This is a genomic window from Rhodovulum steppense (genome assembly GCF_004339675.1).
GTDB classification, from domain to species: domain Bacteria; phylum Pseudomonadota; class Alphaproteobacteria; order Rhodobacterales; family Rhodobacteraceae; genus Rhodovulum; species Rhodovulum steppense.
This window is the reverse complement of sequence record NZ_SLVM01000020.1, coordinates 25509-40674: the sequence shown is the minus strand read 5'-3', so window position 1 is coordinate 40674 and position 15166 is coordinate 25509. Positions and strand designations below refer to the sequence as shown.

At 67.6% G+C, this 15166-nt stretch carries 14 protein-coding genes and 1 pseudogene; 13 read left to right on the top strand and 2 right to left on the bottom strand.

The features are described 5' to 3' along the window. Positions 1 to 92 precede the first annotated feature (92 nt). Positions 93 to 1019 carry an AAA family ATPase gene (locus tag EV216_RS13155; RefSeq protein WP_132695992.1) on the bottom strand — a complete coding sequence of 309 codons (927 nt, stop codon included), beginning with the start codon at positions 1017 to 1019 and terminating at the stop codon, positions 93 to 95. Between the two features lie 124 nt (positions 1020 to 1143). Between EV216_RS13155 and EV216_RS13150 the strand changes: the two genes are divergently transcribed. Then, entirely contained in the window at positions 1144 to 2364 is a 1221-nt protein-coding gene (locus tag EV216_RS13150) for an acyl-CoA dehydrogenase (protein ID WP_132695991.1), read from the top strand. 31 nt (positions 2365 to 2395) lie between these two features. On the opposite strand, the gene EV216_RS13145 is transcribed toward EV216_RS13150, so the two are convergent. Next, positions 2396 to 2602: a DUF1127 domain-containing protein gene (locus EV216_RS13145; RefSeq protein WP_132695990.1), complete on the bottom strand. Its 207-nt coding sequence runs from the start codon at positions 2600 to 2602 to the stop codon at positions 2396 to 2398. Between the two features lie 244 nt (positions 2603 to 2846). On the opposite strand from EV216_RS13145, the gene pyrC reads away from it, so the two are divergent. From pyrC to EV216_RS13085, 12 genes and pseudogenes are all read left to right on the top strand, one after another. Then, positions 2847 to 3887: a dihydroorotase gene (gene pyrC / locus EV216_RS13140; RefSeq protein WP_132695989.1), complete on the top strand. Its 1041-nt coding sequence runs from the start codon at positions 2847 to 2849 to the stop codon at positions 3885 to 3887. A gap of 73 nt (positions 3888 to 3960) precedes the next feature. Further along, the gene (locus EV216_RS13135; RefSeq protein ID WP_132695988.1) at positions 3961 to 4638 is read left to right on the top strand and encodes an orotate phosphoribosyltransferase; all 678 of its coding nucleotides are present in this window, start codon (positions 3961 to 3963) and stop codon (positions 4636 to 4638) included. 223 nt (positions 4639 to 4861) lie between these two features. Beyond that, positions 4862 to 6364 (top strand): replicative DNA helicase, encoded by a 1503-nt coding sequence (locus EV216_RS13130; RefSeq protein ID WP_132695987.1) that lies wholly within the window; start codon positions 4862 to 4864, stop codon positions 6362 to 6364. Between the two features lie 186 nt (positions 6365 to 6550). Next, positions 6551 to 7613: pseudogene (gene alr / locus EV216_RS13125) on the top strand (alanine racemase). Next, entirely contained in the window at positions 7610 to 8389 is a 780-nt protein-coding gene (locus tag EV216_RS13120; protein WP_132695986.1) for an MlaE family ABC transporter permease, read from the top strand. The pseudogene alr and the gene EV216_RS13120 overlap by 4 nt, the downstream one beginning before the upstream one ends. Beyond that, complete coding sequence (locus EV216_RS13115; RefSeq protein WP_132695985.1) at positions 8386 to 9132, top strand: ABC transporter ATP-binding protein; 747 nt, start codon at positions 8386 to 8388, stop codon at positions 9130 to 9132. Before EV216_RS13120 ends, EV216_RS13115 begins: the two co-directional genes overlap by 4 nt. Before the next feature lie 190 nt (positions 9133 to 9322). After that, positions 9323 to 10690, top strand: a complete 1368-nt coding sequence (gene radA, locus EV216_RS13110) for a DNA repair protein RadA (protein WP_132695984.1) — start codon at positions 9323 to 9325, stop codon at positions 10688 to 10690. An 18-nt stretch (positions 10691 to 10708) separates the two neighbouring features. Further along, positions 10709 to 11314 carry a CvpA family protein gene (locus tag EV216_RS13105; protein ID WP_132695983.1) on the top strand — a complete coding sequence of 202 codons (606 nt, stop codon included), beginning with the start codon at positions 10709 to 10711 and terminating at the stop codon, positions 11312 to 11314. Between the two features lie 137 nt (positions 11315 to 11451). Further along, positions 11452 to 12909 (top strand): amidophosphoribosyltransferase, encoded by a 1458-nt coding sequence (gene purF, locus EV216_RS13100; protein WP_132696013.1) that lies wholly within the window; start codon positions 11452 to 11454, stop codon positions 12907 to 12909. 71 nt (positions 12910 to 12980) lie between these two features. Next, positions 12981 to 13643, top strand: coding sequence for an SDR family NAD(P)-dependent oxidoreductase (locus EV216_RS13095; protein ID WP_132695982.1), 663 nt, complete (start codon positions 12981 to 12983; stop codon positions 13641 to 13643). An 86-nt stretch (positions 13644 to 13729) separates the two neighbouring features. After that, positions 13730 to 14515 (top strand): 5'/3'-nucleotidase SurE, encoded by a 786-nt coding sequence (gene surE / locus EV216_RS13090; RefSeq protein WP_132695981.1) that lies wholly within the window; start codon positions 13730 to 13732, stop codon positions 14513 to 14515. Continuing rightward, positions 14512 to 15159, top strand: coding sequence for a protein-L-isoaspartate(D-aspartate) O-methyltransferase (locus EV216_RS13085; RefSeq protein ID WP_132695980.1), 648 nt, complete (start codon positions 14512 to 14514; stop codon positions 15157 to 15159). The genes surE and EV216_RS13085 overlap by 4 nt, the downstream gene beginning before the upstream one ends. The last annotated feature ends 7 nt before the right edge of the window (positions 15160 to 15166 follow it).

Here is a 15166-nt window from a genome sequence, read left to right as displayed (position 1 = left end):
GCCTCGGCTCTGGTGGAGAGGCCGGGGGGGCCGTCTGCCCCCCGGCCCCCCCGAGGATATTTCCGGCCAGAAGAAGAACAGGCCGGTTCGCGTCAGGCAGGCGCCAGTTCCGCGCGGACCTGGTCGAGCAGGCGTTTCGCCTCGGAGCCCTCGATCTTCTGGATGTCGTCCTGGTATTTCAGAAGCGCCCCGATCGTGTCGGCGATGACCTGGGGCGACAGGTCGATCACGTCGAGCGCAAGCAGGCATTTCGCCCAGTCGATGGTTTCGGCGACGCCGGGTTTCTTGAACAGGTCTTCGCTGCGCAGTTTCTGGACGAAGGCAACGATCTCGCGGCTCAGCGTTTCGGCCGCTTCGGGGGCGCGGGCATGCAGGATGTCGAGTTCGCGCTGGAAATCGGGGTAGTCGACCCAGTGATAGAGGCAGCGCCGCTTCAGCGCGTCATGCACCTCGCGGGTGCGGTTCGAGGTGATGACCACTATCGGGGGGTGCGGGGCCTTGATCGTGCCAAGTTCGGGGATGGTGACCTGGAAATCGCTGAGCGCTTCGAGCAGGAAGGCCTCGAAGGGTTCGTCGGTGCGGTCGAGCTCGTCGATCAGCAGCACCGGCGGCCCCTCGACCTGGGGACGCATGGCCTGGAGCAGCGGGCGTTCGATCAGGTATTCGTCCGAGAAAAGCTCGTCCTTCAGTGCGGTCCGGTCGGCGCCCGCGCCCTCGAAACCCATCGCCTCGGCGGTGCGGATCGCGATCATCTGCGCGGCGAAGTTCCAGTCGCAGACGGCCGAGGCGGCATCGAGCCCTTCATAGCATTGCAGCCGGATCAGCCGGCGGCCAAGTGCTGCGGCCAGCGCCTTGGCGATCTCGGTCTTGCCGGTGCCGGGCTCGCCTTCGAGAAAGAGCGGCTTGCCCAGGCGGAGCGACAGAAAGGCGACGGTCGCAAGCGCCCGCCCGCAGACATAATCCTGTCCGGCAAGCAGCTGTTGAACCTCGTCGATCGAGCCTGGTCCTGTCCTGTCCATCCGCATCCTCCCTACGCCTAGAACTGCATGGGCGCGGGCGACGGTCAAGCGCCGGGATGGCGAAGATTGCCCGGCGCGGCGGGACGCGCTAAGCCTCGGGCACAGCCCGGAAGGAGAAATCACGATGGAAGGCGCCCTGCCCCTGACCCCGAAGGATGCCCCGGATCTGGCCCGGTTCGACTGGCAGGACGCGTTGCGGCTGGAGGATCGGCTGGACGAGGACGAGCGGATGTTGCGCGACGCGGCACGGGCCTTCGCCCGTGACCGGCTGCAGCCCCGCGTGACGATGGCCTTTCGCGAGGAACGGGCCGAGCCCGAGCTTTTCGCCGAGATGGGGCAAGCGGGCCTGTTGGGCGTGACCCTGCCCGAGGCCCTTGGCGGGCTTGGTGCCTCCTATGTGACCTACGGGCTGATCGCGCGCGAGATCGAGCGGGTGGATTCGGGCTATCGCTCGATGATGAGCGTGCAATCCTCGCTGGTGATCTATCCGATCTTCGCCTACGGCACCGAGGCGCAGCGCCAGCGCTATCTGCCCGGTCTTGCGCGGGGCGAACTGATCGGCTGTTTCGGGCTGACCGAACCCGATGCGGGCAGCGACCCCGCCGGGATGAAGACACGGGCCGAGAAGGTCGCGGGCGGCTATCGGCTGACCGGCACCAAGACCTGGATATCGAACGCCCCCTTCGCCGATGTCTTCGTGGTCTGGGCGAAGTCCGAGGCCCATGGCGGCAAGATCCGCGGCTTCGTGCTGGAAAAGGGCATGGCGGGTCTGTCGGCCCCGAAGATCGAGGGCAAGCTGAGCCTGCGCGCCTCGCCCACGGGCGAGATCGTGATGGAGGGCGTCGAGGTCGGCGAGAATGCGCTGTTGCCGGGCGTCGAGGGTCTGAAGGGGCCGTTCGGCTGCCTCAACCGGGCGCGCTATGGCATCGCCTGGGGGGTGCTGGGCGCGGCCGAGGCCTGCTGGCATGCGGCGCGCGCCTATGGGCTGGATCGGCGCCAGTTCGACAAGCCGTTGGCAGGCACGCAACTCTACCAGAAGAAGCTTGCCGACATGCAGACCGAGATTTCACTGGGCTTGCACGCCTGCCTTCAGGTCGGCCGGTTGATGGACGAGGGGCGCGCGGCGCCCGAGATGATCAGCCTCGTCAAGCGCAACAATTGCGGCAAGGCGCTGGAGATCGCGCGGGCGGCGCGCGACATGCATGGCGGCAACGGGATCTCCGACAGTTTTCCGGTGATGCGCCACATGCTGAACCTCGAGACGGTGAACACCTACGAGGGTACGCATGACATCCACGCGCTGATCCTGGGGCGGGCGCAGACCGGGCTTCAGGCGTTCTTCTGACGGCCTGAAGCCGCAGGCGGCACGACCGCGCTCAGAGATAATAGCGGTCGCGGAAGATGTGGCGCACGACGTCCTGACGGGTCAATCCGCGCGCGGCGAGATCCTCGTCGCTGAGCGCGTTCAACCGCTCGATCTGGCGGGTGCGGGGGTGGTGTTCCATCACCCGGACAAGCACATCGAGGAGGGTGGAGAGGATCGAGCCGGTGCGACCGGTGATCGCGGTAACTGCAAGTGCCATCTTCTGGAAACTCCTGTCGATTCACAGATGTTTCCTCCCATGATCGTCAATTTAGGGCAGACGCGCTGACATGACCAATGCCCGCTGGCAAAGCCTGCCTTGCACCCAGCGGGCAGCGGGGGCGTGAAATCTCAACCGGATCTTCAGCCTTTCGCGGTTCGCCCCTGCCCCGGCGCTGCGATTCGCACGCAGGCGTCGTGATCGCCACTGGAAAGCCGTGCGGCGATTGTGTATCGCGCAGCCCATGACACAGCGCCTCACGATCCGCCGCCCCGACGACTGGCACCTGCATCTGCGCGACGGCGCCATGCTGGCGGGCGTCCTGCCAGAGACGGCGCGCGACTTCGCCCGCGCGATCATCATGCCGAACCTGGTGCCGCCGGTGGTCACGGCGCAGGACGCGGCCGATTACCGGGCGCGAATCCTCGCCGCACTGCCCGAGGATATGGCCTTCACGCCGCTGATGACGCTGTATCTGACCGAAGAGACCGACCCGCAGGACGTGGCCGCCGCCCATGCCAGCGGCCTGGTGACGGCGGTCAAACTCTACCCCGCGGGGGCGACGACGAACTCGGCCTCGGGGGTGACGGATTTCGACAAGGTCCGCGGCGTGCTGGAGAAGATGGCCGAGATCGGCTGCCCGCTTTGCGTGCATGGCGAGGTGACCGACCCCGAGGTGGACATCTTCGACCGCGAGGCGGTGTTCATCGACCGCGTGCTGGACCCGATCCGCCGGGCGGTGCCGGGGCTGCGCGTGGTGATGGAGCATCTGACCACCGCCGACGGGGTGGACTATGTCAAGGCAAACGCGGCCGATCTGGGCGCGACGATCACCACGCATCACCTGATCATCACCCGCAACCATATCCTGGTCGGCGGGATCAAGCCGCATTACTACTGCCTGCCGGTGGCCAAGCGCGCGCGCCACCGCGACGCCCTGGTGGCCGCCGCCACATCGGGCGACGCCCGGTTCTTCCTCGGCACGGACAGCGCCCCGCACAGCGATCCGACCAAGGAATCGGCCTGCGGTTGCGCCGGCATCTTCTCGGCGACCAACACGCTGTCCTGCCTGGCGGAAGTGTTCGAGCGCGAAGGCGCGCTGGACCGGCTGGAGGCGTTCGCCTCCCTGAACGGCCCGGCCTTCTACCGCCTTGCACCGAACGCCGAAACGATCACGCTGGTCAAGGGCGCCCCCGTGGCCTTCCCCGACAAGATCGCGACGGGTGTCGGGCCGGTGACGCTGTTCGACCCCGGCTTCCCCCTGCACTGGCGGGTAGAGCGGTAAGCCGCTTGTTTCCTTCAACCACTTCGCCGGGACGGCTCGAACCCTCCCGCCGCCAGATCGAGAGGTCCGCGCCATGATCCCCACCGCCTTCCCCGACCAGGCCGAGATTGCCCGGTTGTCGGCCCGCATGCTGCTGGAGGTGGGCGCGGTCCATTTCAACGCCGAGACCCCCTTTACCCTGGCCTCGGGCCTGCCCTCGCCCACCTATATCGATTGCCGCAAGCTGATTTCCTTCCCGCGCATCCGGTCGACGCTGATGGATTTCATGACCGTCACGGTCCTGCGGGATGCGGGGTTCGAGGCGTTCGACAATGTCGCGGGCGGCGAGACCGCGGGCATCCCCTTTGCAGCCCTGGTGGCCGAACGGCTGGCGCTGCCGATGACCTATGTCCGCAAGAAACCCAAGGGCTATGGCCGCAACGCCCGCATCGAGGGCGTGATGGGCGAAGGCGACCGGGTGCTGCTGGTCGAGGACCTGACCACCGATGGCGGGTCCAAGCTCAGCTTCGTCGATGCGATCCGCGAGACCGGCGCCTCTTGCGGGCACACGGCCGTGATCTTCTATTACGGCATCTTCCCCGAAACCGAGGCGACGCTGGCCGCGCATGGGGTGCAGCTTCATTACCTTTGTACCTGGTGGGATGTGCTGGCCGAGGCGCGCGCGCAGGGTGCCTTCGATGATGCCACGCTGGCCGAGGTCGAGGCGTTCCTGACTGCGCCGCGGGAGTGGCAGGCGGCGCGGCAAAAATAGCCGGGGACGGCGCTGTGGACATGTTGGGGACAACTCGCCGAGAGAATCGCTCGCACGGTCCAGATTTTGCGGCTACAATGCCTTGAGGCACAACAGGCGGGATTGACGCGAGTTGTCCACAGGCCATGCACAGGTGTCGCGCCGCGTTCTCCACCATGTTCTTGCCATGTCGCGCGGCGGCCGCTTGCGCTAGGCAGGCCGGACCGAAATCCAGGGGCGGGCGATGAACGAGATCAGAACGATCCAACCGGGCGGTACGACGGCCGAGGACGAGGTCGGCACCCTGCCCCACAACATCGAGGCCGAGCAGCAATTGCTGGGCGCGATCCTGACCAACAACGATGTCTTCGACCGGATCGCGTCGATCATCCAGTCGCATCATTTCTACGAACCCGTCCACCAGCGCATCTACGAGATCGCTGCGGCGCGCATCCAGAAGAACGCGCTGGCCTCGCCGGTCACGCTCAAGGCGTTTCTCGCGGATGACGAGGGGCTGAAGGAACTGGGCGGCCCGGCCTATCTGGCGCGCCTTGCGGGCGCGGCGATCTCGACCTTCGCGGCGCGCGACTATGCGCAGATGATCTATGATTTCGCGATCCGGCGCGAGTTGATCCGGCTTGGCCGGGATATCTCGGACAAGGCGGCCAAGGTCGATATCTCGTCCGAGCCACGCGCCCAGATCGTCGAGGCCGAACAGGCGCTTTACAAGCTGGGCGAACAGGGCCAGTCGGAAAGCGGCTTCCAGTCCTTCCTCAAGGCCGTGACCGACGCGGTGAACGTCGCCAACGCCGCCTACCAGCGCGACGGGCAGCTTTCGGGTGTCTCGACCGGGCTGATCGACCTCGACCGCAAGCTGGGCGGGCTGCACCGGTCCGACCTGCTGATCCTTGCCGGGCGGCCGTCGATGGGCAAGACGTCGCTGGCCACCAACATCGCGTTCAACGTCGCGAAATCCTATCGCCGGGGCCTTCAACCCGACGGGTCCGAGGGCGCGGTCGATGGCGGCGTCGTCGGCTTCTTCAGCCTCGAGATGAGCGCCGAGCAGCTGGCCGCGCGGATCCTGTCCGAGGCGTCCGAGGTGCCCAGCGAACAGATCCGCCGCGGCGACATGACCGAGGTCGAATTCCGCCGCTTCGTCGAGGCCGCCAAGGCGCTGGAAGCCTGCCCGCTATTCATCGACGACACGCCCGCCCTGCCGATCAGCCAACTCGCCGCCCGCGCCCGGCGGCTCAAGCGCACGCATGGGCTGGATGTGCTGTTCGTCGACTATCTGCAACTCGTCCGTCCCGCCACGGCCAAGGACAGCCGGGTGAACGAGGTCAGCGAGATCACGCAAGGGCTCAAGGCCATCGCCAAGGAACTGGACATCCCGGTGATCGCCCTGTCGCAACTGTCGCGACAGGTCGAAAGCCGAGAGGACAAGCGCCCGCAACTGTCGGACCTGCGGGAATCCGGTTCGATCGAACAGGACGCCGATGTGGTGATGTTCGTCTACCGCGACGAATACTACAAGGAACGCGAGAAACCCGGCGAGGACAATCTCGAGGCCATGGCCAAGTGGCAGGAGGTCATGGAACGATGCCACGGCAAGGCCGAGGTCATCATCGGCAAGCAGCGTCACGGCCCGATCGGCACGGTGGAACTCAGCTTCGAGGGCCGCTTTACCCGGTTCGGCAATCTGGTGAAGCCCTGGCAGCAGGGGCATGGCGAGACGGACGGGTTCTGAGGCGATTCAGCGCCTTGCCGTCCGGATTGCACGGCGTTGTCGCCGCGAGGATGACAGCACGCGGATATCGGCGGCGATCCCCCCGCGGCCCGTTGGTGCCCGAACCGGACTCGGCGAGGGCAGGTTCCCGCGCCGACAATAGGAATCCGCCTTGACGTCTGCCCTGCCCCTGTCGGAAACAGCGCCATGGCCACGGGTTTGCTCAGCATCGACCACGGCGCGATCGCGCGCAACTGGACCGCCCTTGACCGCCCTTGACCGCGCCAGCGGCGCTGGGGTGGAAACCGGTGCGGTGGTCAAGGCCGATGGCTACGGCCTTGGCGCGGCCGAGGTCGCGCGCACGCTGGCCCGCGCAGGCGCCCGCCGCTTTTTCGTCGCCGTCGCCGAAGAGGGCGCCGCGATCCGCGCCGCCCTTGGCCCCGGCCCCGAGATCAGCGTCTTCGGCGGCCACATGGCGGGCGATACCGGCCTGATTGCCGATCTGGGTCTCGTGCCCATGCTGAATTCGCCCGAGCAGTTTGCCCGTCACCTTGCCGCGCTGCCGGGCCACCCTTTCGGCATCCAGCTCGATTCCGGCATGAACCGTCTGGGGATGGAACCCGCCGACTGGGCCGCGATCCGCGCCGACGCGCTGGCCGCCGAGCCACGGCTCATCATGAGCCACCTCGCCTGCTCCGACGAGGACACGACCGGCTTCAACCGGAAACAACTCGCCTGTTTCCGCGACATGACCGAGGGCTGCGGCGTGCCGCGCTCGCTTTCGGCCACGGGCGGCATCCTGTTGGGCCCGGCCTATCACTTCGAGATCACCCGCCCCGGCATCGGCCTTTACGGCGCGCTTCCCTTCACCGAAGCAGCGCCCGTACTGCGCCTGTCGCTGCCGGTGATCCAGATCCGCGCGGTCGAGCCCGGCGAAAGCGTCGGCTATGGCTGCACCTGGACCGCCGACACCCGCCGCATCGTCGCCACCGTCGCGGGCGGCTATGCCGATGGCATCCTGCGCTATCTGACGAACCGCGGCACGCTCTGGGCTGATGGCTGCCCCTGCCCGATCCTCGGCCGCGTCTCGATGGATCTCATCACCGCCGATATCACCGACCTGCCCGACATCCCCGATGCGCTCGACCTGATCGGCCCGGACCAGAGCGTGGACGAGGTCGCCGCCGCCGCCCGGACCATCGGCTACGAGGTGCTTACCAGCCTCGGCCCGCGCTACACCCGCCGCCATGTCGGCGCGGCCGCGCCATGATCCTCGCCCCGGTCGCCGCCATCGGCCGCTCGACGCTTGGCGGGCTGGCAGCCCTCGGCAGAATCGCGATCTTTCTTGTGGCGACGATTGCGGCCATGCTCCGCCCCCCCTTCTACTTCCGCGAATTCCTTCAGGCGCTCTGGGCGATCGGCTACAATTCGCTGCCCGTGGTGGCGCTGACGGCACTGTTCACCGGCGGCGCGCTGGCCTTGCAGATCTACGAAGGCGGCGCGCGGTTCAACGCCTCGCAGGTGGTGCCCTCGATCGTCGCCATCGGCATGGTGCGCGAGCTTGGCCCGGTGCTGGGCGGGCTGATGGTGGCGGCGCGCGTGGCCTCGTCCATCGCGGCCGAGATCGGCACGATGAAGGTGACCGAACAGATCGACGCGCTGGTGACGCTGTCCACCGACCCGATGCGCTATCTGACCGTTCCGCGCGTGCTGGCGGCGACCATCGCCCTGCCGGTGCTGGTCGCGGTGGGCGATTCCATCGGCATCCTGGGCGGCTATCTGGTCGGCACGGGGCGGCTTGAACTGAACGCGGCCGCCTATCTCAAGACCACGGTAGATTATCTCACGCTCTGGGACGTGACCTCGGGGCTGATCAAGGGCGCGGTCTTCGGCTTCATCGTGGCGCTGGTGGGCTGCTATTTCGGGATGAATTCCGAGCGCGGCGCACAGGGCGTGGGGCGGGCCACGAAATCGGCGGTGGTGACGGCCTCGGTCATGATCCTGGCCACCAACTACCTGCTGACCGAACTGTTCTTCTCGGCATGATCGCGCTGTCCGGCCTTCACAAGAGCTTCGGCGCCAACCGCGTGCTGCGCGGCGTCGACCTGACCGTGCCGAAGGGCGAAAGCATGGTCGTCATCGGCGGCTCGGGCACCGGCAAGTCGGTGCTGCTGAAATGCATCCTGGGTCTGGTGAAACCCGATGCAGGCACCATCCGGATCGACGGGCAGGACGCCGCCAGCCTTGACCGCGACGCCTTTCTCGCGCGGTTCGGGATGCTGTTCCAGGGCGGCGCGCTGTTCGATTCACTGTCCGTCTGGCAGAACGTGGCCTTCCGGCTCTTGCGCGGCCCCGGGAAACGCCCCAAGGCCGAGGCGCGCGAGATCGCCATCGAGAAACTGCGCCGCGTCGGCCTGAAACCCGAGGTGGCCGACCTCTTCCCCGCCGAGTTGTCGGGCGGCATGCAGAAGCGCGTCGGCCTTGCCCGCGCCATCGCCGCCGAGCCGGAAATCATCTTTTTCGACGAACCCACCACCGGCCTCGACCCGATCATGGCCGGTGTCATCAACGAACTGATCCGCGAGATCGTGGTCGAGATGGGCGCCACCGCCATGACCATCACCCATGACATGACCAGCGTGCGCGCCATCGCCGATGATGTCGCCATGCTGCATGACGGGGTGATCCAGTGGACAGGTCCGGTCAAGGACATGGACGCGGCCCCGGACCCCTATCTGCAACAGTTCATCCATGGCCGTGCCGAAGGCCCGATCGCATCGGTGCGCTAGCCGCCGCCTCCTCCTTCTTCTGGCCCGAAATACCCCGGGGGAGTCGCCCGGAACGGGCGACGGGGGCAGCGCCCCCCCGCGGCCGCGGCCGCGCCATGCCCAACCCCGGACAAGCGGGGCGAAAGCCCCGCGCGGGCCGGGGGCGGGAGCCCCCCCTTGCCCGGCGCGCGTCCTTCCGCCAAGAAAGGCCATGGCCAAAGCCGCCCCCAGCTACACCTGCACCGCCTGCGGCGTGTCCCACCAGAAATGGGCGGGCCGCTGCGATGCCTGCGGCGCCTGGAACACCATCGCCGAAGAGGCGCCGCTTTCGGCCGGTCCCGCCGCGAAGTCCCTCGGTGCCGCTCGTGGCCGGGCCCTGCCGCTCTCCGACCTCGCCGCGACCGAGCCCGAACCGCCCCGCGCCGCCTCCGGCATGGCCGAGTTCGACCGGGTGCTGGGCGGCGGGCTGGTGCCCGGCTCCGCCATCCTCGTCGGCGGCGATCCCGGCATCGGCAAGTCCACCCTGCTTTTGCAGGCCACCGCAAGCTTCGCCCGCAGCGGACTGAAATGCCTTTACATTTCCGGCGAGGAGGCCGGCGCCCAGATCCGCATGCGCGCGCGCCGCCTGGGTCTTGCCGATGCACCGGTCAAACTCGCCACCGACACAAACCTGCGCGACATACTGACCACGCTGGATGCCGAACGGCCGGGTCTTGCCATCATCGACTCGATCCAGACGCTCTGGGCCGACATGGTCGACAGCGCGCCGGGATCCGTGGCCCAGGTGCGCGCCGCCGCCCATGAACTGACCGCCTTCGCGAAACGCCGCGGCTCGGCCGTGATCCTTGTCGGCCATGTCACCAAGGAGGGCCAGATCGCGGGCCCGCGCGTGGTCGAGCACATGGTCGATACCGTGCTTTATTTCGAGGGCGAGCGGGGGCATCAGTTCCGCATCCTGCGCGCGGTCAAGAACCGCTTCGGACCGGCCGACGAGATCGGCGTGTTCGAGATGACCGGATCGGGGCTGGCCGAGGTGCAGAACCCGTCCGCCCTGTTCCTTTCGGGCCGCGGCACGCCCGCGCCGGGGGCAGCCGTCTTTGCCGGGATCGAGGGCACGCGGCCGGTGCTGACCGAGATCCAGGCCCTTGTCGCACCCTCGCCGCTGGGCACGCCGCGGCGCACGGTGGTCGGGCTGGATGCCGGGCGGCTGGCGACCACGCTTGCCGTGCTCGAGGCGCGCTGCGGCATCCCCTTTACCGGGCTCGACGTGTTCCTGAACGTCGCGGGCGGGCTTCGGGTCACCGAACCCGCGGCCGATCTGGCGGTGGCCGCGGCGCTGATCAGCGCGCGCGAAGATGTCGCGCTGCCCGCGGATTGCGTCGTCTTCGGGGAAATTTCGCTGTCGGGCGCCCTGCGTCCCGTCGGGCAGACGGAAAACAGGTTGAAAGAGGCGCGGAAACTTGGTTTTTCCACAGCGATCGCGCCCGCAGACAGCAAGCCGGGCGCCCCGACGGGACTGAGCCTGCGGCGCATGCCGGATCTTGCAGCCTTCGTCGGGGAAATGTTCGGCGCCGGCTGAGGCCGAGGAGGGATTGCCATGGAAGGGTTTACCGCAGTCGACGGGGTCGTTGCCGTCGTCATCCTGCTTTCGGCGATCCTCGCCTATTCGCGCGGTTTCGTGCGCGAGGCGATGGCGATCGCCGGCTGGATCCTGGCCGCGGTCGTGGCCTTCATCTTCGCGCCCACGGTCGAGCCGCTGGTCTCCGAGGTGCCCTTCCTCGGCACGCTTGTCGGGAATTCCTGCGAACTGGGGATGCTCGCGGCCTTTGCCGGGGTCTTCATGGTGGCACTGGTGGCGGTCTCGCTGTTCACGCCGCTTCTGTCCTCGATGATCCAGGGCTCGGTTCTGGGCGGGCTTGACCAAGGGTTGGGCTTCCTGTTCGGGGTGGCGCGCGGCGTGCTGCTGGTGGCGGTGGCGCTTTTCGTCTACGGCATGGTGGTCACGACCGCCGATTACCCGATGGTGGACAATTCGCGCTCGGCCGACATCTTCGGCGCGCTGACCCGACAGATCGCCGAGGCCGATCCCGACCAGGCGCTGGGCTGGCTGACCCGCCAGTACGAGACCTTGATGGGCGCCTGCGACCGCCCGGCGGCACCGGCGCCCGCGGGCACGCCCCTGCCCCCGGCCGACGCCCAGTGAAGCCCGCGCGCGCCCGTGTGATCCTTTCGTGACAGCGCGCGCCCAAGCGCGTAGAGAGGGGCCAGTCCCCGCCAGTTGGATTCGGAGCCTCGACGCCCATGCGCCCGATGACCCCGCATGTTTCGCCCGAGCGCGACATGCCCCCCGCCCATCCCTTCGATGACGACAAGCTGCGCGAGGAATGCGGCGTCTATGGCGTGATCGGCCTGACGAACGCGGCGAATTTTGTCGCGCTCGGCCTGCACGCGCTGCAACATCGCGGCCAGGAGGCGGGCGGCATCGTCAGCCATGACAGCCGGACCGGGTTCCACTCGGCCCACCGCTTCGGCTATGTGCGGGACAATTTCACCAAGGCCAGCCTGATGGAGACGCTGCCGGGCATGCTGGCCATCGGGCATGTGCGCTATTCCACCGCCGGCTCCAAGGGCCAGACCGCGATCCGCGACGTGCAGCCCTTCTTTGGCGAGTTCGCGATGGGCGGTGCGGCCATCGCCCATAACGGCAACATCACCAATGCCGAGGCGCTGCGGCGCGAGCTGATCGACCGCGGCTCGATCTTCCAGAGTTCGTCGGACAGCGAATGTATCATCCACCTGATGGCGCGCTCGCTGCAAAAGACCATTCCCGAACGGATGAAGGACGCGCTGCGCCGGGTCGAGGGCGCGTTCTCGGTGGTGGCCATGACGCGCACGAAACTGATCGGTGTGCGCGATCCGCTGGGCGTGCGCCCGCTGGTGCTGGGCCGGTTCGGCGATGGCTGGGTGCTGTCGTCGGAAACCTGCGCGCTCGACATCATCGGCGCGGAACTGGTGCGCGAGATCGATCCGGGCGAAATGGTGCAGATCTCGCCCGAGAAGGGGGTGGAAAGCTTCCGGCCCTTCGAGCAGCGGCCCTCGCGCTTCTGCATTTTCGAGCAGGTCTATTTCTCGCGCCCCGATTCCATCCTGGGCGGCCGCTCGGTCTACGAGACGCGCCACCAGATCGGCGTGGAACTGGCGCGCGAGGCCCCGGCCGAGGCCGATCTGGTCTGCCCCGTGCCCGATTCCGGCACGCCCGCGGCGATCGGCTTTGCCCATGAAAGCGGCATCCCCTTCGGCATGGGGATCATCCGCAACCAGTATGTCGGCCGCACCTTCATCGAACCGACCGAACAGATCCGCAACATGGGCGTGCGGCTGAAACTGAACGTCAACCGCGCCCTGATCGAGGGCAAGCGGATCGTCCTTGTCGATGACAGCGTGGTACGCGGCACGACCAGCCGCAAGATCAAGGAAATGATCCTGGATGCCGGCGCCAGGGAGGTGCATTTCCGCATCGCCTCGCCGCCCACCGCCTGGCCCTGCTTCTACGGCGTCGACACGCCCGAGCGTGAGAAGCTGCTGGCCAGCCGCATGACCGAGGACGAGATGCGCGACTATCTGGGCGTCGACTCTCTGCGCTTCATCTCGCTGGACGGGCTCTACCGCGCGGTGGGCGAAGCGCAGGGCCGGAACGCGGCCTGCCCGCAATATTGCGATGCCTGCTTCTCGGGCGATTACCCGGTTGCGCCCTCCGACATGATCGAGAAGGGCTTTCAGACCAAGGCGGCAGAATAGGGCTGCGCGCGGATGTCGCCCTTTGCCGACCCCATCTTGACCTCTCCGCGCAGATGACCGAAAGACCCAGCATGACAGACCAGAAAATCGCCCTTGTAACAGGCGCCTCCCGCGGCTTCGGCGCGGCGGTGGCCGAGGAACTGGCCCGGCGGGGCTATCACGTCGTTGCCGTGGCGCGCACCAGCGGCGCGCTCGAGGAGCTGGACGATCGCATCCAGGCCGCGGGCGGGCATGCGACGCTTGCCCCCATGGACATCACCGTTGACGATGCCATGCGCACCCTTTGCCGCGGCATCTATGATCGCTGGGGCCATGTCGATCTTTGGGTGCATTGCGCGATCCAGACCCCGCCCTTCAGCCCGGCCGAACAGATCGACCTGAAATTCTGGACCAAGGCCGTCGCCGCGAATGTCGAGGCGCTGGGCGTGTTGGCGAATTTCATCTCGCCGCTGCTGCGCGCAGCCCCCGGGGGCGGCCATGCCGTTCTGGTGGACGATCTTGCCGAAGGCCCGTTTCTGGGCGCCTATGCCGCCTGCAAGGCCGCGCAACGCGCGATCTTCGCGGCCTGGGCCGCCGAACAGGCGCGGCTTCAGGATGTGCATGTGCATCGCTTCGTGCCCGCACCGATGCCCACCAACCACCGCAACCGCCTTTACCCGGGCGAGGATACTACCGGCTTGGCCCGCCCGACTGACGAGGCGGCGCGGATGGTAACGGAACTGGGTCTGGTCTGAGCCCTGAGCAGAGGCGGTACCTCCGCAGCCGCTTTACGCCTGCCCGACGCTCCACTATGCAGTGGAAAACGGTTCGGGCAGGACACATGCGCATTCTCATCACCAATGACGACGGCATCAACGCCCCGGGGCTGAAGGTGCTCGAGGCCATCGCCGAGGAGGTTGCCGGTCCCGGGGGCGAGGTCTGGGTGGTCGCCCCCGCCTTCGAGCAGTCGGGCGTGGCGCACAAGATCTCCTATACCCACCCGATGATGATCGCCGAGCTTGGCCCCCGCCGCTTCGCCGCGGAAGGCTCGCCTGCCGATTGCGTTCTGGCGGGGCTTTACGACGTGATGACCGATGCCCGGCCCGACCTGGTGCTTTCAGGCGTGAACCGGGGCAACAACGCCGCCGAGAACGCGCTTTACTCCGGCACGCTGGGCGGTGCGATGGAGGCCGCGCTTCAGGGCCTGCCCGCGATCGCGCTGTCGCAATATCTGGGTCCGCTCAATTTCGACGAGGCGCTGCAATTCGATGCCGCCCGCGTCCATGGCGTGGCGACCGTGCGCGCCCTGATCGACCAGGGCCATTGGGACAGCGCCGATTACCGTCTGTTCTACAACGTGAACTTCCCGCCGGTGCCGGCCGACCGGGTGAAGGGGCTGCGCGTGGGACCGCAGGGCTATCGGCGCGATGCCTCCTTCGGGGTGGAGCCGCACCGCTCGCCCTCGGGGCGCAAGTTCCTGTGGATCAAGGGCGGTGCGCAGAACCTGCCGACCGCGCCCGGCTCGGACGCGGCACTGAACCTCGACGGCTATATTGCTGTGACACCGATGCGCGCCGACCTGACCGCCCATGACGCGCTGGACGCGCTGAAGTCGAGGCTGGAATGACCGGCGAGGACAGTTCCGAACGCAAGATGCAGTTCCTTTACACGCTGCGCTCCAAGGGGGTCACGGATGCCCGCGTGCTGGACGCGATGGAACGCATCGACCGCGGCGTGTTCATCAAGGGCCATTTCGCCCCCCGCGCCTATGAGGACATGCCGCTGCCCATCCCCTGCGGCCAGACCATCAGCCAGCCCTCGGTGGTCGCCCTGATGACCCAGGCGCTGAACGTGCAGCCGCGCGACAAGGTGCTCGAGGTGGGCACGGGGTCGGGCTATCAGGCCGCGATCCTCTCGCGCCTCGCGCGCCGGGTCTATACGGTCGAACGCCATCGCCGCCTTGTCGGCGAAGCGCAGAAGCGGTTCGAGGCGCTGGGGCTGACCAATGTCACCGCGCTGGCCGCCGACGGGTCGTTCGGGCTGCCCGAACAGGCGCCCTTCGACCGCATCCTTGTGACCGCGGCGGCCGAGGATCCGCCCGGACCGCTCTTGGCGCAATTGCGCGTTGGCGGTATCATGATCGTGCCCGTCGGGCAGTCGGACACGGTGCAGCGGCTGATCAAGGTGACCCGCGGCGAGACCGGCTTCGATTACGACGAGCTTCGCGAGGTGCGTTTCGTGCCGCTGGTCGAGGGGCTCGGCAACGACTAGGAACAGC